Here is a 20,276-nt window from a genome sequence, read left to right on the forward strand (position 1 = left end):
ATTTTAGATTCATGCAAAATTACTTTTTAAAAATAGGGTGGGCAAATTATGAGAGAAATTTATTTTATGGGTGGGGTGGAAATCATGTGATTGTGTTTAAAATTTTGCCATTAAAATATATTATATTTGAAAATAAATTATGAAAAAAACTAATGACAATAAAAGAAGCTATTTTAAAAAGTCTTGAAGATTTAATAATTCCTGTTTATAATGTGGAAGTGCTCAATCACATGGTAGAAAGAAAATATTATGAATTTTTAAAAGGAAAAACTCCCGCCTCTACAATTTCTGCACAACTTGGAGATTATATAAGAAGTGGAGATTCCAGAGTTAAAAGAATTAAAAAATCTAATGGAATCTATTATTATTACTTAACTAAAAACGAACAACAAATTGAAGTTGAAATTTTAAATGATGAATATACTACTCCACCTACTGTTATAAACGAAGAGATCAAAATAAAAGCAAAAGTTTACGAAGAAAGAGATTTACATAAACTTTTAAGTAGTTTCTTAAAAAATACCGAAACATTTTCAAAAACTATTTTTCACGAGCAATCTAATGGAAAAGATAGTAATCAAATATGGACCCATCCAGATATGGTTGGAATAAAATTTCTTAATCTTCAAACAAAAGCTAGTCAAAATTTTCTTAAATCAATAAATCGTGTAGATACTTTTAAATTAAGCTCTTATGAATTAAAGAGGGAAATTAATAGTGATAGTGAACTTAAAAAAGCTTACTTTCAAGCAGTTTCAAATTCCAGCTGGGCTAACTACGGATTTTTGGTAGCTTTTGAGTTTAGCGATAATTTACATGAAGAAATGTCTAGACTAAATCAGTCTTTTGGTATTGGTATTATTGAATTAAATGCAAATCCTTATCAAAGTAAAATATTATTTCCAGCTATCTACCGCGATTTAGATTTTAAAACAATTGACAAACTTTGTAAAATAAACAGAGAGTTTGAAAATTTCATAGAACAAACAGAAAAATTATTAACAGCAAGTGAAAAATATATTACTGGCGCAGAAAAAGAATTGAATGAGTTTTGTGATAAATATTTTTCAAATGACTCTGAAATTGAGAAATATTGTAAAGATAAAAACATCCCTTTTGAAAAATAAATCAACCTTCTCAAATTAAGGTTTAGATTAAGAAAAGCAAATTCTTAAAGAATATTTACCCAAAGCAACAAGATTAGATGAATAGATTTAAAATCATCAGAAAAGTGTTTGATGATCTTAAATGAGGTTTATTAATTCCGTACATTTGATTGTCTACTGAAATAATAAAGGCAGCCCGATATGGTATCACAAGAATCATCCTACCTTCTTCCAACCCCAACCAGCAAAACAAAACTCTTCCATACCCTCTTCACGCCTGATGCAGTTCCCGTAAAAGCTACTCTACTCATCATTCACGGCATGCAGGAACACAGCGGAAGATATGCTGAAATCGCTGCTTATTTTGCAGACCGGGGACTTGCCGTACTCACCTATGATCATCTGGGACACGGAAAATCGGTGAAAGATAAAAAAGACATCGGGTTTTTCCAGCTGGACCAACCCGATGAAAAACTTATTTCAGATGCTGAAGCAATGAGTAAATATCTTCACCAACAATATTCTGATGTACCTCATTTTGTTCTTGGGCATTCCATGGGATCATTTGTTACACGATGTCTTCTTCAGAGAGCCGGCAGCCAGTTTACCGGAGCTGTTATTACAGGAACAGGAGGTCCCCTGGCCGGCATCAGTCTGATAAAAGGCTATCTTTCGTTAGCAAATAAAATAGCACCACATCATCCGGCTTATCTCAATACTCTTTTCAACATTGTCAATAACAAGCATTTCAAGAAAGATCCTGATTTCAGTGACACAAGCTGGCTCAGCCTGAATCCGGCCAACAGAAAAGCTTTTGCCGAAGATGAGCTTTGCGGAGTTCCTTTTACCAATAATGCTTTTTATGCCTTGTTCAGTATTTACAAAAAAGCTACCACAAGAAACTGGGCAAACACAATTTCAAAATCTTTCCCTTTTTTGTTTATCAGTGGACAGAATGACCCGATAGGAGATTTCAGTAAGGGCGTGCTGCAAACTGTCACTCATTTACAACAAGATGGATTTAAAGATGTAAGTACGAAAATTTATCCCGAAATGCGCCACGAAATATTAAATGAGGAAATCAGAGAAGATATCTTCAATGAAATATACCAGTGGATTCTAAAGCATTTGTAAATATAATCCTCCAAAATACAAACAAAAACATCTGCTCAATCAGCAAAATCTGCGCGAGCATAAGGTCATCAGGTCTTAATACTTCTATTTAATCCAAAGTAATCTCTCTATCCACCCCAATTTCTTCCAGAAACAGCCGATCATGCGAAATCACCAACAATGTTCCCTTATAATCTTTAATAGATGCGGTTAAAATTTCTACGTTCTGCAGATCCAAATTATTCGTAGGTTCATCAAGAATAATCATATCAGGAGCTTTACTGCTTATAGAAAGTGCACAGAGAAGCAGCCTCAAGCGCTCTCCTCCGCTCAGCACTCCGCATTTCTTATCCCAGGTTTCTTTTCCAAACAGAAATCGGGACAACAGAGTTTTCACTTCAGACTCCTGCATCGCACCGTCATTAAACTGCTGCACAAAATCATAGACACTTGTTTCCTGCCCGATCAGAGAATATTCCTGGTCCACGTAAATTGTATTAAAACCTGACCTCGAAATATTCCCAAGAGTTGGTTGTAAACCTCCCAGCAGTAGTTTTATCAAAGTCGTTTTCCCCGATCCGTTTGAGCCTTTGATAGAAATTCTGTCGCCACTCCTGATCTCAAGACTGAGATTATCTTTCCAGAGATTTTCATTTCCGTATTTGAAATTAATATTCTCCGCACTGATCAGAATTTTCCCGGAATGCAGACCGGAATCGTTGAAATTTACTTTCATCTGATCAGAATTTTTCAGTGAAGAACGGAGATCGCGAAGATCGCCGGAAATACCGCTGATTTTTTCAGCATGAACACCTTTTAATCTGGAAGTATTTTTTTCAGCACTATTCCGTAGTGTATTCATCATAATTCTCGCTACACCGGATTTTTCCTGTTTCTGTTTTCCTTTTGCATCCAGCTTCTGTTTACGTTCTATAGTTTCCCGCTCCTTTTCTTTTGCCCTTTTCAAAGCCCTTTCTTTAGCATGAATATCATTATAAAGTGCCTCCTGCTCTATTTTTTTCTGTTCAGTATAAAAATCATAATTTCCGCCATAGGAAGAAATCCCCTGATTGCTTAATTCAAAGATGGTATCGACCAAATTCAGCAATGACCGGTCATGGCTCACAATCACAACCGTTGAATTTGTTTTTTCAATAAAATCATACAACAGATTTCGTCCTTCCAGATCAAGATGATTCGTAGGCTCATCCAGGATAATAATGTCCGGCTGACTGATCTGAATACCAGCCAAAAAAACTTTTGTTTTCTGTCCACCGCTTAAGTTTTCCAGTTTTTGATGTAATTCCAGATCTTCAAGTTTCCAGTAACTTAATGCATTCCGGCAGCGTTCTTCAATGTCCCAATCATCATTTAAAATTTCAAAATATTCTTCATCCACCTGTCCACTGATGATCTTTTGAAGAGCATTCAGTTTTTTGTCAATTTTAAGACATTCTGCGACAGTCAGATGATCAAAATTTCCGAACATCTGCGGAACAAAGTATAAATCGCCCTTAACGGTTACACTTCCTTCTAAAGGTTGAATTTCTTGGCCAATGATCTTCAGGAGCGTAGATTTCCCAATACCGTTGCTTCCTGCTAATGCCGATATGGTATGAGGCTGTATGGTTAAATTGATTGAATTAAAAAGGAGATCCCCTTCCGGAAACCCGTAAGATATATTCTGCAGTAAAATCATTATTTCTTTCTTAGTAATAGTTAAACATCAGCAGCATTTGGCTACTGTTTGATAAAGTCGGAAAGAAACTGAATCCTACATGTATAATCGGGGGTTTGAAATACAAAGATAGCAAATTATTAATTATTCATTTTTTTCAGGTTAAAAACATAAAATCTTCATATAAAAAACAAAGGTAAAAGCACAAAAAAGGTAATATTTCTACAATAGGCAAATTCATTAGATCAGAATTTCCTTTGCCCAAAGGCCCCATAAACCTAAGATTTTCATGAATAGCGTAATATAATTGAGGTTTTAAAAGGTGAATTATTTCAAGATATTCTTTTTAAATGATATGTTTATTAAATCCGGAATAAAAGTAGAAAAGATTTTAACCAAAAAACCGTAACTTTGCCGACTACTAAAATTTTTTATGGAAAGCATTAAAGTTCACGACAAAACTTTCGTTCCTTATCTGAAGGACGCCGAAATTCAGGAAATTGTAAAAGAAACAGCGTTAAGGATTTATGAAGATTACAAAGACGAGGTTCCTGTTTTCATCGGAGTTCTGAACGGGGTGATCATGTTCTTCTCAGATCTTTTAAAATACTATCCGGGCGAATGCGAAATTGCTTTCATCCAAATGAGTTCGTATGCAGGAACAGAATCTACGGGGATTGTTTACCAGAAAATGGAGCTGACTAAGGACGTGAAAGACCGTCACATTATTCTTGTAGAAGATATTGTGGATACAGGAAACACGGTTGAGAGTCTATTCAAATATTTTACGGAAACACAGCGCCCGAAATCTGTAAAGCTGGCTTCATTCTTACTAAAGCCTGATGTTTACAAAAAAGATTTCAAGCTGGATTATATCGGAAAAGAGATCCCCAATAAATTTGTTCTTGGTTATGGTCTTGATTATGATGAACTAGGAAGAAACCTTTCGAATCTGTATCAACTGGAAGAGGGACAGATCAACCATTAATTATTGCTGCTAGCTTTTGGCTACTAGCCATTAGCTTTAAATATTAAAATCGAAATAAAGTAAATATTAACTAAAAAAGCTAAAGGCTGAAAGCTATTGCTGAAGGCTGCAAGCGAATCAACATTATGATAAACATTGTTCTGTTCGGCCCTCCAGGAAGTGGAAAAGGAACACAAGCTCAAAACCTGATCGAAAAATTCAATTTAAAACAGATTTCAACAGGCGACCTTTTCAGATACAACATGAAAAATGATACGGAGCTTGGAAAACTGGCTAAGTCTTTTATCGATAAAGGAGAACTGGTTCCGGATCAGGTAACAACGGATATGCTGATCGACGAGCTCAGAAAACCAACGGATACCAACGGATTTATCTTTGACGGCTACCCAAGAACTACTGCCCAGACGGAAGCATTAGAAAAAATTGTAGCAGAAGAACTGAACGACAAGATCGACATCTGCCTTTCATTAGTAGTAGAAGACAGAATTTTAGTGGAAAGACTTCTGAAAAGAGGTGAAACCAGCGGAAGATCTGATGACAGCAATGTAGAGATCATTGAAAACAGAATTAAAGAATATTATACTAAAACAGCGGAAGTTGCCGAACTTTACAAGCAACAGGGAAAATATGTTGAAGTAAACGGCGTAGGAGAAATTGACGAAATTTCCCAAAAGCTTTTCGCTGAAGTCGAAAAAATTAAATAATCGGGATATGGTGTACGGGATTGGAAAAATTCGAATCCCGTAAGCCGCAACCCGCAACACAAACTATATGTCTAACTTTGTAGATTACGTAAAGATCCATTGTAAAAGCGGACACGGAGGTGCTGGTTCTGCCCACCTTCGCCGTGAAAAATATATTCCTAAAGGTGGTCCGGATGGAGGCGACGGAGGCCGTGGCGGACACGTCATTATGAGAGGGAATGCCCAGGAATGGACTTTACTTCCACTGCGATACACCCGTCACATAAAAGCTGATCGCGGTGAAAACGGAGCAAAAAATCAGCTAACCGGTGCTGACGGTGATGATATTTATATCGATGTTCCGATTGGGACTATCGCTAAAAATGAAGAGGGAGAAATTATCGGCGAAATCCTTGAAGACAAGCAGGAAATTATCTTGATGCAGGGAGGAAAAGGAGGAAAAGGAAACGAACATTTCAAATCATCTACCAACCAGACTCCAAGGTATGCACAGCCAGGAATGGATGGCGAGGAAGGCTTTGTTGTTTTCGAACTTAAAATTTTGGCCGATGTAGGTCTAGTTGGTTTTCCAAATGCCGGAAAATCTACGCTTCTTGCATCCGTATCTGCTGCAAAGCCTAAGATCGCGAATTATGCATTTACAACACTGACTCCCAATCTTGGTATAGTGGACTACAGGAATTACAAATCATTTGTAATGGCTGATATTCCGGGAATCATTGAAGGTGCTGCTGAAGGAAAAGGTTTGGGACACAGATTCTTAAGACATATTGAAAGAAATTCCATCTTATTATTCTTAATTCCGGCTGATTCTGAAAGCCATTTCCAGGAGTTTAAAATTCTGGAAAATGAATTAACGGAATACAATCCTGAACTTTTGGATAAAGATTTCATCATTTCTATTTCGAAATCCGATCTTCTGGATGATGAGTTGAAAAAAGAAATTTCTGCCGAATTCCCCGAGAACAGGAAACCATTATTCTTCTCCGGTGTCACGGGAGAAGGCCTTGTAGAACTGAAAGACGCAGTCTGGAAAAAACTTCACGGATAAAAGATGATACACTCATTGAAGAAAATAACAGCGAGTGCTGTTATTTTTGTTTCATTTCTGCTGCCTGCCCTGGCTTATGCTCAGGACAGCTTTTCATTCATGGAAACATCCAAACAGGATGAGCCGGCTCCTTTAAACCATAAGGCGTTCTTTAAGTATGAATTCAATAGAAGATTAAAGTATAAATTTACTTACGATAAAGCAGAAGATCATGGAACAAGTAATGAGGTGAGCGATACTGTAGAATATTACACGAATGAAACGGATCTCACTGTCCTGTATTTTAACAACAGCAGAAATGGGATTATCTATAATTTAAGCAAAGAAACTAATCCTGTACTTCCTGTTTTGATCAAGGAGGAAAGCAAAGATATTAAACCTGGAAATTTTGATTATTTTAAAGGTGATATTGCTTTGGAGTCGGAAATTGCTGAAATAAGGAAAAGAAAAAAAGTAAAAACCGATCAGATTTTAGAACTGGTTGAAAAGAAAGCTGAAAATAACCTGACTCATTACAAGTACAACCTTATTCGTAATAATAAAGGGAAAACAAATCTGGGAATCATTGAACTGGATGTTACCAATAGTGATCAGGATTTCAACAACAATATCCTGTATGATATGGAACCTTTGTTCTTCAAAAATAAAATCATGTTTGACAAAGGCGAAATAAAAAACTATTCCCATTACAGCTCTGCAAAAAAGAGGACAAAGCATTATGAATCAATGAATAATGACTCCGTACTTTTAAGATTATCATTCACCAAAGGCTGTTGTGTTTCATCTCTGGAATAGCTTCTACACCGAGACTGTTCTGCATTTGGAACAATTATTGAAAGAAACCAGAAAACATCCGCAATGAAATATATATTAAGTCTCTGTGCATTTATATTTTTATTATCCTGCACAACCCAGAAAACCGATTCCCAATATGCCAAAATTGAATATCAAGCGGGAGCATGCTTCGGATCCTGCCCTATCTTCACGATGACTATCAATCCGGACAGGACAGCCATACTGGAAGCGGAACATTTTAATTTCTCGAAAGATTTTTCGAAAGATGAATTTTCAAAATCGCTTGAAGGAACTTTTCAAGGGGTGATCAAAGAAGGAGATTATAATAAATTGGTCAGCCTGCTGAATGGTCTTGATGTAAAAAACCTGAAAGACAAATACGGAACAAAAAATATTACGGATCTTCCGACGTCATATCTTAGAATTAATTTTACGGACGGAACTTCCAAAAACATAGAAGACTACGGCAAAAGAGGAAGTGAAAAACTGAGAGAAACTTATATGTTCATTGAAGAACTGAGACATAATCAACAGTGGACAAAAGTAAAATAATCCGTTTAAAAATATTTAGACTACCTTTGCATCGTATAATTCCTTCACATTGAGGGAATTTTATTTTAAATTAAAAAAAACAGTTCATTTGAATTTTACAGACCTAAACTTAATAGAACCTATTGCAAAAGCAATTGAAGAACAGGGATATACTAATCCTACGCCCATTCAGGAGAGATCTATCCCTGAAATCTTAAAAGGCAGCGACTTTTTAGGATGTGCACAGACAGGAACAGGAAAGACAGCGGCGTTCGCCATTCCTATTCTTCAGAATTTATCAAAAAACAAGACCAAAAATAACCATATAAAAGCCCTGATCTTAACGCCGACAAGAGAACTTGCCATACAGATCGAGGAAAATATTAATGCATACGGGAAATACCTTCCGTTAAAACAGCTCGTGATTTTCGGAGGTGTAAAGCAGGGAAACCAGGAGGCCGCCTTAAGAAAAGGCATCGACATTCTGGTAGCAACCCCGGGCAGACTTCTGGATTTTATCGCTCAAGGTATTATCAGCTTAAAGAATATCGAAATCTTTGTTCTTGATGAGGCAGACAGGATGCTTGATATGGGCTTTGTACATGATGTAAAAAGAGTCATCAAACTTCTTCCGCAGAGAAGACAGACTTTATTCTTTTCAGCGACAATGCCTTCTGAAATCCAGAAACTGGCAGATTCTATCCTGAATAATCCTGTGAAGGTAGAAGTTACTCCGGTTTCTTCCACTGCAGAAACGATCAAACAGTCGGTTTATTTTGTTGAAAAAGACAATAAGCTGAACCTTCTTTCCCATATTTTAGAGAACGATATTGCAGATTCTGTACTGGTATTTTCGAGAACGAAACACGGTGCCGACAAAATTGCAAGGAAACTGCAGAAAGACAATATCTCTGCAGAGGCTATTCACGGGAATAAATCTCAAAATGCAAGGCAGAACGCCCTGAATAATTTTAAGTCCGGAAAAACAAGGATTCTGGTCGCTACAGACATTGCTGCAAGAGGTATTGACATCGATGAGCTTAAATATGTAATCAACTTCGAACTTTCCGATGTTTCTGAAACTTATGTTCACAGGATTGGAAGAACAGGAAGAGCGGGAGCTGAAGGATCTTCAATTTCTTTTGTAGACAGCCTTGACCTTTTAAATTTAAGGAATACTGAGAAACTTATAGGAAAGAAAATTCCTGTTATAAAGGACCATCCCTTCCATACAGATGATCTTGTAGCACAAAAAAGAGATTCTAATAACAAGCCTATGGCTGCCGGTGGCGATAGAAGACCCCCGAGATCACCAAAGCCGCAGAATAATAACAATAAACCTGCAGGCAGCACCCCAACCAGTTTCAAGAAACCTAAGAATAAAAATTTCACCAGAAAAAAATAAAAAAAGCCCTTTCCAACGAAAGGGCTTTTTTTATATAGAGATTTCAAGCTAGAAAACAATTGTTCCCTGACAGGCAAATTTGTGTTTTGCGATTTTAAACATTAAAAAGATGAGTGGCTTGGTATAAATAAGATATTTTAAGAATCTATGTTTAAACTCACTGATCTGAATACTTAGACTTTCTCTATTTCTTTCCGAACTGAAAAGCAGTAAGCAATAATGCTGAAAGGCAGACAGGCTGCCAGATAGGTAGTTGAGAAAAGGTTATGCTGGAAACCAAATCCGGAAAGCAAATACTTTTCCAGTACAAAACTGAGCATCACCAGAAAAACAATACATGTCGAAAAGTAGAATACATCATTTATTGTTCTTGCACAAAACGACATCGCCAGAGTTGCCCCCAGAAAACCCAGCATGACAAATTTATTGCTCTGTCCCTGAAGCGTCAGTGGATTGTGTTGTATAATGTAGTCAAGATTTTCAGCAGGAAAAAAAACGCTCAATAGTAATATGGCTACAGTCAGTATAAATGCTGCAACTGTTTTTATTTTACGGTTTATACCTGTTGCTAAAAAAGGCTTGAGTAAAAAAATAATCAGCGGAATAACTGCCACACTCCTTGTCAGAAATAAAATACCCAGGCACACTCCCAACAGCATTGGTTTCTGAAAATAATCTCCTTTAAACTTACTGTGCCAGAAAAGGATGAATGCGGCCACGAAAATAAAAGAGGAAATAAAATCACTCTTGCAGACCGCTTCGTAAATGTAAGACAGGGATATTCCCAACATCAGTATAGCCGTGAACCTGATCAGATTATTCTTAAACTCCAGAAGAACAGCGTACGAAAACAGCAAAAAAGCAGCTACCTGAAGATAGCCCACATTTCCTAGAAGATAAGCAGGAAGAGCCAGTAAAAGCTGCCCGGGAAGATATGAGGATAAATTCCCCATAAAATTCCGCGTGTTATAGATATATTTCCCTTGAATCCAGTAGTCTAAAGAAAAATCCAGTGTCTGCCAACGGTCTATATTCATTTGGTAAGGATCTTTTAAGATGTGGCATAAAGCAATATACCCAACTCCTAAAATCCCCGTCAAAACATAGACAAGCTTTACATTAATCTTTTTTACCAACAGTTCATTCTTTCTTACAAGAAACAGGAAAACATGAACAGCAATAAAGACAGCAATCAGTATACTCATGGGTATAAATGACTGTCGGATACCATATTTGGTCAGAAATAAAAAATTAATCACAAAATAGACTGCAAACAGCATTAAACTGCTTACTTTACTGTTTTTTGTAGAGGTTAAAATTTTATTCATATGAATAAGTTAACGGGAAAAAATTCTCTTTGCATTTTCCGTAGTTATTTTATCAATTTCAGAAAAATCCTTACCATAGATATTTACGAGCTTTCCGGCTACGAGGTCCAGGTAAGAGCTTTCATTTCTTTTTCCTCTGTGCGGAACCGGAGCCAGGTAAGGTGAATCTGTTTCCAGAACGATTTTATCCAGAGGAATTTCATTCAGAAACTGATCGATCTTTCCATTTTTGAATGTCACAACTCCGCCTACCCCCAATATAAAATTCAGATCTATAGCACGTTTAGCCTGTTCCAGATCTCCTGAAAAGCAGTGGAAAATTCCACGAAGCCTTGGATGTTTTTTTCTTTCCAGGACCTCAAATGTTTCATCAAAGCTTTCTCTTGTATGGATCACGATAGGAAGATCCTTTTCTATGGCCCAATCGATTTGCTGTTCGAAAGCCTTAATCTGGATATCCAGCGTTGTTTTATCCCAGTAAAGGTCGATCCCGATCTCTCCTATTGCTGGAAAATCCATCTTTTCCAGATAATTTTTAACGATATCAAGCTCTTTTTCCCAGGATTCAGGCTTTACATAGCACGGATGAAGCCCCATCATTGAAATAATCTGCTCCGGATATTCAGCTTCCAGCTGAAGCATCTTTTCATGAGATTCTGAATCAATGGCAGGAAGATAAAATTTTGTAATTCCTTTGTCTACAGCTCTCTGTATAGCCTCTTTTCTGTCTTCATCAAATTCTTCAGCGTATAAATGGGTATGTGTATCAATCATTGTCTTAAAATTTTAACAGATCTTCATAAGGGCTTTTCAAACCCATCAGTAAACCGAAAGCCGGTTCAGTCTTGATTCCCTGTTTCTTAAGTTCTATTATTTTATGTTTAAAATCTGTTCCTTTTTCCTTTAATATTTTGTATTCAGCAAGCATATGCCGGTAAGCATTCTGTTCAAGTGAGGGTTTGTTCTGTCCGAAAATCTCTATTGGAAATTCTTCCAGCATAAAGTTCAGAACAATACTTTTTTCTCCGTTAATAATATTATTTTCAATTTTCACTTCAGTATCTACAGGAATTAACCGGCTGGACATAATGTAATCCAGGAAATCTTCTTCAGATTTAAGATCAACTTCGCAAATGATATCCAGATCGCTGTTTTCAATATCAATTTCAATCGGAATTGTTCCGGCAAGAACTGGAGAATAGGGTTTTAATTTCTCAAAGACCTGGTATTTATCAAGAACTTCATAAGCTCTTTTCTGTTTTTCATTTCCGGATTTTAAATAACTGAGATTCGTGAAATCAATCATTTATAAAAATTTTATGCCTTACTTTTTCTCTCTGGGCTTCAATTCTACGTCCTAATTTTTCTCTAAACTCAATATATTTCGGATCCTTTTCATCATCAGTCCTGTGTTCCAGTGCTTTGCTGATCTTAAAATTTTCTTTGATAAAACTTTTTGTATCATCTGAAAAATAAGCTTCCCCGAATTTATCAAAGATGTAATGAACAGCCTGCGATGTCGGATGAATCATATCTTCCTTATAAAAACGGTAATCACGCAGATCATCCATGAGTATTTCATAAATAGGCAGGTAATGGCAGTTTTCCAGCGGCAAAAGAGCTTCATGAACAGCCGTGATCAGTTTGGATTTGCTGAGCTGATTCTCAATCATTCCATCTTTGGTATGTCGTACGGGTGACACGGTAAACAGGATCTGTACATCATCCCTGCAGATATCTTTCAGGTTTAAAACCGTATTATAGATGGAATCTGTAAGCTCCTGATGGGAAAGCAGCCGTTTTTCAAAAAACTTCTGCGGAATCTTGTGACAGTTGGCCGCCAGTTTTTTCTTGGGGATGAATTCATAAATAAATGAAGTTCCGTACGTAATGATCACCCATCCTGCATCCTGTAAGAAACTGTTTCCTACTTCTATCCCCATATTGATCCTGTCCAGCGTTTGATGGACATATCTTCTGTCGAAGCTGCTGTGATGGTCCAGGGAGATAAATTCGTCGTTAAAAGTGATCAGCTCATCTTCTGTATAAAACTCTGAATCATGGAGCCTTTTAATGGCATTACTGATCGAAAAGGGATTAAAAATAGTTCCGAATGGATTATTGACCGTCTGAAGCTGCCCCTGACCCAGCAAATCTGCCATTTCTGATGCAAAACAGGATCCTATTGAAAATATTCTATCTTCAACATCAATCTTTTTTTCTGACTCGGGAATGTCAACTTCAGTTCTGAATTTCATTTTCTTAGGTAGCAGGTAGCAGGTAATTGGCAGCAGATGTTTGACGGCTATGAACCTGCTACCTAGTATCTGCAATCTTATTAACTCTCTCTTCTCAACAGATAATTAGCCAGTTCTATAAAAGGTTTCTTTTTTTCTTCAGGAATGTTAATCTTCTCGAGGTAACTCTGCCCTATTTCGTTGTGCTTTTCGATCAGACGTAAGGCTTTCTCATCCACTTTAGTTCTTCTAAAGATCTTTTCTACTCCGTATACTTTATCAATATTATCGGTTTTCTTCCCATACCAGTGGTCCAGCTCTCTTCGTTCTTCCTCAGTAGCATATTCTCTGGCTAAAAGATAAAGCACCGTCTTTTTATTTTCGTAAATATCTCCGGCATGCTTTTTCCCAAACTGAGCCTGGTCTCCAAATACATCAAGATAATCATCCATGATCTGGAAAGCAATCCCGATATGTTTTCCAAAATTGAAGATAGCTTTGGCATCTTTAAAATTGGCTTTTGCAATAAGTGCCCCTATTTCAAAGGAAGATGCACTCAGAACTCCTGTTTTATAAGTAATCATTCTGATGTAATCATCATATGTTACATTCTCCTGGGTTTCAAAATTAATGTCGTATTGCTGTCCTTCACACAGAAGAAGTCCTGTGTGGGTAAAGATCCTAATACATGCCTTGAAAATTTCAGGTTCAAGATCTTCGAAAAACTTATAAGCTTTCAGCATCAGCCCGTCTCCGGAAAGGATTCCGACATTGATCCCATGAAGGGTATGGATAGTAGGTTTATTTCTTCTTAAAGGAGCCTCATCCATAATATCGTCATGGATAAGAGTAAAATTATGGAAAAATTCAATGGCCAGTGCAGGTTTTATTGCTTGTTTAAGGTCTCCCCCGAAGAGATCACAGGCCATCAGTACCATAATGGGACGAAGACGCTTTCCGCCATGGGAAATGATGTAGTTCATCGGGTCATAGAGTTCCGCGGGCTTGTCTTTAAAAGTATACTTAGTGATGGCTTCAGCAACGATCTGCTGGTATCTGTCTAAAAATTCCATAAAAATTTTTTAAGTTTAAACAAAAATACAATTTTTCAAGGCTTTATAAAACAAAAAACTTCGTCCCGAAGGACAAAGTTTATATTCTGTATTTGAACTTTTAAATTAAGTCAGAAATGTTACGATAAGGTAAGTAATTCCTGCAACGATTGCTGAAATCGGGATTGTAAGTACCCAAGCCCAAAGAAGGCTTACTGTAATACCCCATCTTACAGCAGAAACTCTTTTTGTTAATCCAACACCGATGATAGAACCTGTGATCGTGTGTGTGGTAGATACAGGAATACCAAAGTGATCCGTGATGAATAATGTGATTGCTCCTGCAGTTTCAGCACTTACCCCTTCAAGAGAAGTTACTTTTGTAATTTTAGTTCCCATCGTCTTGATGATCTTCCATCCTCCGCTCATGGTTCCTAAACCAATGGCAAGGAAAGAAACTAAAGGAACCCAAAGGTAATGCTCTGCAAAGTAATCAAAACGTCCTGCTGAAGGAATGCTCAGGTATACAGGATCCTGCAGCATCTCAACATGATAGTAGATCAGGGCTGCCCCAATGATTCCCATTACTTTCTGAGCATCATTCAATCCGTGTCCTAAGCTAAATAAAGCTGAAGAAGCCAGCTGTAATCTTTTGAAAGACTGATCAGCCTTATGTGGATTTGACTTTTTGTATAGGTGAACAATAATTAATGTAATTATGATTGAAATAATCATCCCTATTACCGGCGCCATAAAAATGAACAGGAAGATAGGAATTACTTTCTCAAATTTTACAACACTCTGTGTCGTTACCTGATGAAGAGCATGCTTGCATGTCTCAAAGAAGCCTAAATTTGGTTGTGCTACGGCCACATCATGATAATCCAGCATGAAAGCATTCATCAATGCTGCTCCCAAAAAACCACCAATTAAGGTATGTGACGATGAGGAAGGAATCCCAAACCACCACGTTAAAAGGTTCCATGCAATAGCTGCGACCAAACCTGAAAATATAACTTCAAGGTTGATAAAATTCTCATTAACGGTTTTGGCAATGGTATTACCAATTTTAAATTCGCCAATAATATAGGCTGCAATAAAAAATGCTGCAAAGTTCCAGAGTGCTGCCCAAAGTACAGCCTGAAAAGGAGTTAAAACCTTTGTAGAAACAATGGTTGCAATTGAATTGGCTGCATCATGAAAACCATTAATATAGTCGAAAATTAAAGCCAAAGCAATAATAACCGTAAGTAAAATCGGAAATTCCATTTCGTAAGTTATAATTGTTTAAGCGTATTTAATCATGATGTTCTCAATCGTGTTGGCAACATCCTCTGCTTTGTCAGTTACTATTTCAAGATAATTAAGTACAGATGAAACTTTGATAATGTTAATGGCATCATTAGTTTCAAAAAGATCTACCATTGAGTTGGAAAGCAGGTCATCTGCAATGTTTTCAATAGAGTTCACTTTGATACATGCTTCTTTTACCTGATCCATATTTTTGAAGCCCTTAAGGTTTTTCATTGCATTCTGGATCTCAAGACATGCCTTGTGGATCAATAATGAAAAATCTGAATAAGCCTTCATTTCAGGCGATTTGTACAGGAAGATGTATTTTGTGGAAGCGTAGATGTAATCAGCGATATCATCAAGGCCGGTTGCCAGTGTGTGAATATCTTCACGGTCGAACGGCGTAATGAAGTTTTTTCCTAATTCAACAAAGATCTCATGGGTAAGCTCATCGTTTTTATGCTCGTAGTCACTCATTCTTTTCAACATTGTATCATCGTTAAGATCGAAATCTTTGATACCGTGATTAAAGTCTTCAGACATTGCAACTAGGTTCTCCGTTACTTTTTCAAAAAGCACAAAGAAAATTTTATCTTTTGGTTGAAAAGCGTGGAAAATATTACCAATCCCCATTTTTATGTATTTATAATTTGAGTGCAAATTTCTTAAAAAAGGATTTGCCCTGAAACAATATAACATTAAGTTTTGTTAACATTAGGTTAACACTTGATTATCAAACAAAAAAACCGGCTAAAAGCCGGTTTTATATATCTTTGAGATGCCTTAGTTTGCTACTTCAGCTCTCATTTCTTTTCCTTTAAATTTCATTGAAGGAATATTACTCATTACATTTTCCTGAAATGATTTTTCCACTTCAAAGAAAGAGAATTTTTCTAGGATTTCAATATCACCGATTTCCGCTCTTTTTTTGCTTTTTCCGGCTGTCGCTTTATTGATGATATCTAATACATCAAGCTTTTTCAACTGATCTTTTTTCCCAAGGTTGAAGAAGAATCTCACCATGTTTTCGTCCTTTCTTCTAGGCTTTCCTCCACGGTCTCTGCTATCTCTGCTTCCTCTGGTGTCACGATCTCCACGATCTCTTCCTCTGTCCCTGTCTCTGTCACGCCCTCTGTCTCTTCTTGAGTAATCATCATCTCTGCTGCTGAACTTCTGCTCAACAAGATCATGCTTATCTTTGTAGTACAGCGCAAGATCTTTCAACTGGAACTGTAACAATTTATGAACAAGTTCTTCTTTAGTGAAAGCACTTAGATCAGGAATTAAGCTATCATTAAATTCAAAGATATCTTCTTCGTGCTCTGTAAATAATTTTTCGAAAACTCCTCCAACCTGAGCTTTGATAATATCATCACCTGTTGGGATAAATTTTTCTACAATATCAATCTTAGTTGCAGATTTGATCTGCTTCAGTTTCCGGCTTTCTTCCGGCTTTATTAAAGCCATTGAAATACCGTCTTTTCCAGCTCTACCCGTTCTTCCACTTCTGTGAACGAATACTTCCGGATCATCAGGTAAAGAATAATGGATAACGTGCGTTAAAGAGTTCACATCCAATCCTCTTGCGGCAACGTCAGTCGCTACAAGGATATCAATGTTTTTCAGTCTGAATTTCTTCATTACCGTATCTCTCTGCGCCTGGGAAAGATCTCCGTGAAGAGCATCCGCTGCATAACCATTCTGCATCAAGAAATCTGCAACTTCCTGAGTTTCCATTCTTGTTCTGCAGAAAAGAATAGAATACTGGTTAGGGTTTGCATCAATTAATCTCTTAAGAGCTTCTTTTTTCTGACGGTAACCTACCACATAATATTCATGCTTAATGTTCTTTTTAACCTCGTTAATAGAACCTACAGAAATACGGTGCGGGTTGGTAAGATAATTTTTAGAAATTCTCTCCACTTCCTTGTTCATCGTTGCCGAGAATAAGAAAGTCTGCTTTGTGTCCGGTGTTTCACTTAAAATTGTTTCCAACTCATCTTTGAAACCCATAGAAAGCATTTCATCAGCTTCGTCTAAAACTAACCAATGAATGGCCGAAAAATCAAGTGCTTTTCTGTTGATAAGGTCGATTACTCTTCCCGGAGTACCCACGATAATCTGTGGTTTGTCCTTTAAAGAACGAATCTGATCCATAATACTGCTTCCACCGTAAACCGCTGTGGTTTTGATGTCTTTCATGTACTTGGAATAATTTTTTATGTCTTTAGAAATCTGAAGACATAATTCCCGTGTCGGACAAAGGACCAAAAATTGGATTTTGCGACTCGTTTCGTCAATCATATCCAAAATCGGAAGCGAAAACGCTGCTGTTTTGCCTGTCCCTGTCTGCGCAAGTGCGATCAAATCGCGAATATCTGAAAGAATGAAAGGGATAGTCTGTTTTTGGATTTCTGTCGGGCTTTCGTAACCCAGTTCGCCAACTGCCTTAAGGATATCAGGACTTAAATTGGACTCCGTAAATAAATTCATTAAATATTTTAAAATTTTTGCAAAGATACAACAAATATTTGATTTGTTTTTGAATAAAGTTTTAAATATGTAATCTTTAATTCAGAATCCTTTAATATTTTGTTAATTTTTAAAAAATTAAATCCAAAAAAACATGGCCTGCGTTAAAAACATGTTAAACATTATTTTTTTTTATTAAATTGGATTGATTTTTTCGGTATTATTTATGAATTTTCAAAAATAACATGATTCATGGTAAATTTTTCTTTAAAAATATTTTTCTTCCCAATCCCGATCTTTCCTTTAACCGCCACAGTTTTTAGGTATTTATTACTCAAATAATTAAGGATTTTTTCTTTCATCTTCAGTTATTTTTATAAATTATATTTTTTTTAACTGTAGTAATTGCTGCTTTTATTTAAGCATACGATGCTCTGTATAATTTTGGTCAACATCAGTTTATTTTTTAACTTGGCTTAAATAATTCAACAGCATATCATCTTAAACATTAAAACATGAATATCATAAAGCCGGAAACTCTAACCTTTCTAAAAGATCTTACTGTAAACAATACCCGTGAATGGTTTAATGAAAATAAGGCTCTTTATACAGCAGCCCAGGAAAATGTTATTGCCTTTCTAGACGGACTGATCAAAGAAATGTCCGGTTTTGATGAAGCATTGGGAAAAATTGACGGCAAAAAATCATTATTCAGAATTTACAGAGACACCCGATTTTCAAAAGACAAATCCCCTTACAAGACTAATTTCGGAGCCTCTCTCGGTATGGGTAAAGGGAGCCAGAAAGGAGGTTATTATCTTCATCTGGAACCGGGAAAATCTTTTCTGGCGGGCGGTATCTATATGCCGGAATCTTCTGTCCTGAAGGAAGTGAGGAAAGAAATTTCGTTGTATGGTGATGATTTTCTTAAGATCATCAACCAAAAAGAGTTCAAAAAGCATTTTGCAGAACTGGATCAGGATGATAAGCTGAAAAAAATTCCTCAGGGATTTGAGAAAGAAGATCCTATGGGTGAGTATTTGAAATTAAAGAATTTTATTGTGGTCTATACTATGAAGGATGAAGAAATCCTGGATAAAAATGCCATAAAAAACATGACCAAGATCTTTAAGCTTATGAAGCCTTTCAATGATTTCCTGAATGCACCTTTTCAATAAAATTCCGATTAACCTGCTTTGCGTAAAAACTGCATATTTTTAACACAAAGGTAGTTAGCTTGGAATTTTAAGGTTGAACAGATCAATCACATTGATTTGATGAAGCTAAAACATTATAGTCTGATCAATTGTTGCAGTCTTTTTTAATTTGTATTAAAAGAATCTGCTTGATCTGCTAAATCTGCAAGCGCAAAGGTCTCTCGTAGATTTAGCAGATCAAGCAGATATTGATTTTCTTTATTCTTTATCCTTTATCCTTAAAATTTCATTATATCCTTCACTACTCCATTCTTCTGGGTATGCTGCAGTAATTCTGTTTCGATGAAAGCTTTAATCTTGTCTTCGGATCCGCAGTTTGGAAAAAGAAGATGAACATTGGCTCCTGCATCTAGTGTAAAGAATAGCGGAAGACCTGTTTCCCTTCTAAAATCCCAGATCTTATTGATCACTTCCAGTGTTCCGGTTTTCATCAGGATAAAAGCAGGATCACTCATCATCATCATGGCGTGAAGAGTAAGCGCTTCATGTTCTACAAGCTTGATAAACTGTCCTATCTCCCCACTTTTAAGAATTTCTTTCATCGGAACAAAGTTATCTCTTGCTTCCTGAAATCTTCTTTCAGCATAAGGATTAGTATTCATCAGGCCATGCCCCACGGTTGAGGAAACACTTTTCTGGCCTTCATGAATCAGCAGAACCCAGTCGTTAAAGTTTTTAAAAATATCATGAATTTCTGTATCAGGATATTTTACCGCAAACAGGTCCGAACTTCCTTCTACCTCATCTGATGTTCCCCAAACTACCAGCCCGTTGTATAAGCTTCTGCACGCGCTTCCGCTTCCCAACCTTGCTAAAAATGACGCTTTTCTTAATGATTCTTCTTCAGATTCGCTTCCTGAAAATTCCTTATCCAGTTTCATCAGGCATTTAGCTATAGCCCCAAATCCGGAAGCAGAGCTTGCAATCCCGGAACTGTGAGGGAACGTATTTTCTGTTCTGATGATATATTTCCCTTTCAGTATCCACGGAAGATACTGCTCTATATTTCTAAAATATTTTTCTATTTTTTCAGCAAATTTCACCTCTTCATTTCCCGACAAAAAGGTTTGCACAGAGAATGTTTCGCCCGCAAAAAATTCCATAGAAGTATTGGTTTTACAATGATTCAGAGTATAACTTATACTTGGGTTGGCGGGAATCTGGTTATCGTATTTGCCCCAGTATTTGATCAGGGCAATATTGGATGGGCAGCTTTCTGAAACGGCCTGGGTATGGATGGTAAAATTTTGTTTTCCTAAAAATTCCTGTGTTGTCATAGTGTAATTTAAAATAATAAAACTCTTGT

General features: G+C 36.7%; 20 protein-coding genes. 9 read left to right on the forward strand and 11 right to left on the reverse strand.

Going from position 1 to position 20,276, the window contains the following annotated elements:
• The first annotated feature begins 152 nt into the window (after positions 1 to 152).
• Together J2T03_RS15680 and J2T03_RS15685 are read left to right on the forward strand one after the other, a co-directional pair.
• Positions 153 to 1,127, forward strand: a complete 975-nt coding sequence (locus J2T03_RS15680) for a hypothetical protein (protein ID WP_307212443.1) — start codon at positions 153 to 155, stop codon at positions 1,125 to 1,127.
• 180 nt (positions 1,128 to 1,307) lie between these two features.
• Complete coding sequence (locus J2T03_RS15685) at positions 1,308 to 2,240, forward strand: alpha/beta fold hydrolase (RefSeq protein ID WP_307212445.1); 933 nt, start codon at positions 1,308 to 1,310, stop codon at positions 2,238 to 2,240.
• Positions 2,241 to 2,328: 88 nt separating this feature from the next.
• On the opposite strand, the gene J2T03_RS15690 is transcribed toward J2T03_RS15685, so the two are convergent.
• Positions 2,329 to 3,918: an ABC-F family ATP-binding cassette domain-containing protein gene (locus tag J2T03_RS15690; protein WP_307212447.1), complete on the reverse strand. Its 1,590-nt coding sequence runs from the start codon at positions 3,916 to 3,918 to the stop codon at positions 2,329 to 2,331.
• A 412-nt stretch (positions 3,919 to 4,330) separates the two neighbouring features.
• Between J2T03_RS15690 and J2T03_RS15695 the strand changes: the two genes are divergently transcribed.
• From J2T03_RS15695 to J2T03_RS15720, 6 genes are all read left to right on the forward strand, one after another.
• The gene (locus J2T03_RS15695; protein ID WP_223558909.1) at positions 4,331 to 4,885 is read left to right on the forward strand and encodes a phosphoribosyltransferase; all 555 of its coding nucleotides are present in this window, start codon (positions 4,331 to 4,333) and stop codon (positions 4,883 to 4,885) included.
• Between the two features lie 125 nt (positions 4,886 to 5,010).
• Entirely contained in the window at positions 5,011 to 5,589 is a 579-nt protein-coding gene (locus tag J2T03_RS15700; RefSeq protein WP_307212449.1) for an adenylate kinase, read from the forward strand.
• Positions 5,590 to 5,656: 67 nt separating this feature from the next.
• Positions 5,657 to 6,640: a GTPase ObgE gene (obgE, locus tag J2T03_RS15705; protein ID WP_307212451.1), complete on the forward strand. Its 984-nt coding sequence runs from the start codon at positions 5,657 to 5,659 to the stop codon at positions 6,638 to 6,640.
• Between the two features lie 15 nt (positions 6,641 to 6,655).
• The gene (locus tag J2T03_RS15710) at positions 6,656 to 7,435 is read left to right on the forward strand and encodes a hypothetical protein (protein WP_307212453.1); all 780 of its coding nucleotides are present in this window, start codon (positions 6,656 to 6,658) and stop codon (positions 7,433 to 7,435) included.
• Positions 7,436 to 7,498: 63 nt separating this feature from the next.
• A complete protein-coding gene (locus tag J2T03_RS15715; protein ID WP_307212456.1) occupies positions 7,499 to 7,987 on the forward strand; it encodes a DUF6438 domain-containing protein in 489 nt (162 codons plus the stop codon).
• An 88-nt stretch (positions 7,988 to 8,075) separates the two neighbouring features.
• Positions 8,076 to 9,371, forward strand: coding sequence for a DEAD/DEAH box helicase (locus tag J2T03_RS15720; RefSeq protein ID WP_306843782.1), 1,296 nt, complete (start codon positions 8,076 to 8,078; stop codon positions 9,369 to 9,371).
• Positions 9,372 to 9,544: 173 nt separating this feature from the next.
• Here J2T03_RS15720 and J2T03_RS15725 read toward each other — a convergent pair whose 3' ends face one another.
• The 9 genes from J2T03_RS15725 to J2T03_RS15765 form a co-directional block, all read right to left on the reverse strand.
• Complete coding sequence (locus J2T03_RS15725) at positions 9,545 to 10,699, reverse strand: hypothetical protein (protein WP_307212459.1); 1,155 nt, start codon at positions 10,697 to 10,699, stop codon at positions 9,545 to 9,547.
• 9 nt (positions 10,700 to 10,708) lie between these two features.
• The gene (locus tag J2T03_RS15730) at positions 10,709 to 11,473 is read right to left on the reverse strand and encodes a TatD family hydrolase (protein ID WP_307212461.1); all 765 of its coding nucleotides are present in this window, start codon (positions 11,471 to 11,473) and stop codon (positions 10,709 to 10,711) included.
• A gap of 4 nt (positions 11,474 to 11,477) precedes the next feature.
• Positions 11,478 to 12,005 (reverse strand): DUF4269 domain-containing protein, encoded by a 528-nt coding sequence (locus J2T03_RS15735; RefSeq protein ID WP_307212464.1) that lies wholly within the window; start codon positions 12,003 to 12,005, stop codon positions 11,478 to 11,480.
• Positions 11,998 to 12,957 carry a GSCFA domain-containing protein gene (locus J2T03_RS15740; protein WP_307212466.1) on the reverse strand — a complete coding sequence of 320 codons (960 nt, stop codon included), beginning with the start codon at positions 12,955 to 12,957 and terminating at the stop codon, positions 11,998 to 12,000. Before J2T03_RS15740 ends, J2T03_RS15735 begins: the two co-directional genes overlap by 8 nt.
• An 80-nt stretch (positions 12,958 to 13,037) precedes the next feature.
• A complete protein-coding gene (locus tag J2T03_RS15745) occupies positions 13,038 to 14,009 on the reverse strand; it encodes a polyprenyl synthetase family protein (protein ID WP_306843776.1) in 972 nt (323 codons plus the stop codon).
• Positions 14,010 to 14,114: 105 nt separating this feature from the next.
• The gene (locus J2T03_RS15750) at positions 14,115 to 15,257 is read right to left on the reverse strand and encodes an inorganic phosphate transporter (protein WP_306843775.1); all 1,143 of its coding nucleotides are present in this window, start codon (positions 15,255 to 15,257) and stop codon (positions 14,115 to 14,117) included.
• A gap of 18 nt (positions 15,258 to 15,275) precedes the next feature.
• A complete protein-coding gene (locus J2T03_RS15755; protein WP_116013646.1) occupies positions 15,276 to 15,914 on the reverse strand; it encodes a DUF47 domain-containing protein in 639 nt (212 codons plus the stop codon).
• Positions 15,915 to 16,064: 150 nt separating this feature from the next.
• Positions 16,065 to 17,774: a DEAD/DEAH box helicase gene (locus J2T03_RS15760; RefSeq protein WP_306843774.1), complete on the reverse strand. Its 1,710-nt coding sequence runs from the start codon at positions 17,772 to 17,774 to the stop codon at positions 16,065 to 16,067.
• A gap of 203 nt (positions 17,775 to 17,977) precedes the next feature.
• On the reverse strand, positions 17,978 to 18,115 hold the full coding sequence (locus J2T03_RS15765; RefSeq protein WP_307212469.1) for a hypothetical protein: 138 nt from the start codon (positions 18,113 to 18,115) through the stop codon (positions 17,978 to 17,980).
• 153 nt (positions 18,116 to 18,268) lie between these two features.
• Here J2T03_RS15765 and J2T03_RS15770 point away from each other — a divergent pair, with 153 nt between their 5' ends.
• Positions 18,269 to 18,931, forward strand: a complete 663-nt coding sequence (locus tag J2T03_RS15770) for a DUF2461 domain-containing protein (RefSeq protein ID WP_307212471.1) — start codon at positions 18,269 to 18,271, stop codon at positions 18,929 to 18,931.
• A 257-nt stretch (positions 18,932 to 19,188) separates the two neighbouring features.
• On the opposite strand, the gene J2T03_RS15775 is transcribed toward J2T03_RS15770, so the two are convergent.
• Positions 19,189 to 20,247, reverse strand: coding sequence for a diphosphomevalonate/mevalonate 3,5-bisphosphate decarboxylase family protein (locus tag J2T03_RS15775; RefSeq protein ID WP_307212473.1), 1,059 nt, complete (start codon positions 20,245 to 20,247; stop codon positions 19,189 to 19,191).
• Positions 20,248 to 20,276 lie beyond the last annotated feature (29 nt).

This window comes from Chryseobacterium lathyri (genome assembly GCF_030812195.1).
GTDB classification, from domain to species: domain Bacteria; phylum Bacteroidota; class Bacteroidia; order Flavobacteriales; family Weeksellaceae; genus Chryseobacterium; species Chryseobacterium lathyri_A.

Bases quoted from the DNA above. Each gene is read 5' to 3' on its own strand.
- J2T03_RS15770 (WP_307212471.1), top strand. From the start codon at position 18,269: ATGAATATCATAAAGCCGGAAACTCTAACCTTTCTAAAAGATCTTACT.
- J2T03_RS15735 (WP_307212464.1), bottom strand. From the start codon at position 12,005: ATGATTGATTTCACGAATCTCAGTTATTTAAAATCCGGAAATGAAAAA.
- J2T03_RS15685 (WP_307212445.1), top strand. From the start codon at position 1,308: ATGGTATCACAAGAATCATCCTACCTTCTTCCAACCCCAACCAGCAAA.
- J2T03_RS15700 (WP_307212449.1), top strand. From the start codon at position 5,011: ATGATAAACATTGTTCTGTTCGGCCCTCCAGGAAGTGGAAAAGGAACA.
- J2T03_RS15760 (WP_306843774.1), bottom strand. From the start codon at position 17,774: ATGAATTTATTTACGGAGTCCAATTTAAGTCCTGATATCCTTAAGGCA.
- J2T03_RS15695 (WP_223558909.1), top strand. From the start codon at position 4,331: ATGGAAAGCATTAAAGTTCACGACAAAACTTTCGTTCCTTATCTGAAG.
- J2T03_RS15680 (WP_307212443.1), top strand. From the start codon at position 153: ATGACAATAAAAGAAGCTATTTTAAAAAGTCTTGAAGATTTAATAATT.
- J2T03_RS15690 (WP_307212447.1), bottom strand. From the start codon at position 3,918: ATGATTTTACTGCAGAATATATCTTACGGGTTTCCGGAAGGGGATCTC.
- J2T03_RS15745 (WP_306843776.1), bottom strand. From the start codon at position 14,009: ATGGAATTTTTAGACAGATACCAGCAGATCGTTGCTGAAGCCATCACT.
- J2T03_RS15750 (WP_306843775.1), bottom strand. From the start codon at position 15,257: ATGGAATTTCCGATTTTACTTACGGTTATTATTGCTTTGGCTTTAATT.
- J2T03_RS15725 (WP_307212459.1), bottom strand. From the start codon at position 10,699: ATGAATAAAATTTTAACCTCTACAAAAAACAGTAAAGTAAGCAGTTTA.
- obgE (WP_307212451.1), top strand. From the start codon at position 5,657: ATGTCTAACTTTGTAGATTACGTAAAGATCCATTGTAAAAGCGGACAC.
- J2T03_RS15730 (WP_307212461.1), bottom strand. From the start codon at position 11,473: ATGATTGATACACATACCCATTTATACGCTGAAGAATTTGATGAAGAC.
- J2T03_RS15715 (WP_307212456.1), top strand. From the start codon at position 7,499: ATGAAATATATATTAAGTCTCTGTGCATTTATATTTTTATTATCCTGC.
- J2T03_RS15765 (WP_307212469.1), bottom strand. From the start codon at position 18,115: ATGAAAGAAAAAATCCTTAATTATTTGAGTAATAAATACCTAAAAACT.
- J2T03_RS15755 (WP_116013646.1), bottom strand. From the start codon at position 15,914: ATGGGGATTGGTAATATTTTCCACGCTTTTCAACCAAAAGATAAAATT.
- J2T03_RS15775 (WP_307212473.1), bottom strand. From the start codon at position 20,247: ATGACAACACAGGAATTTTTAGGAAAACAAAATTTTACCATCCATACC.
- J2T03_RS15740 (WP_307212466.1), bottom strand. From the start codon at position 12,957: ATGAAATTCAGAACTGAAGTTGACATTCCCGAGTCAGAAAAAAAGATT.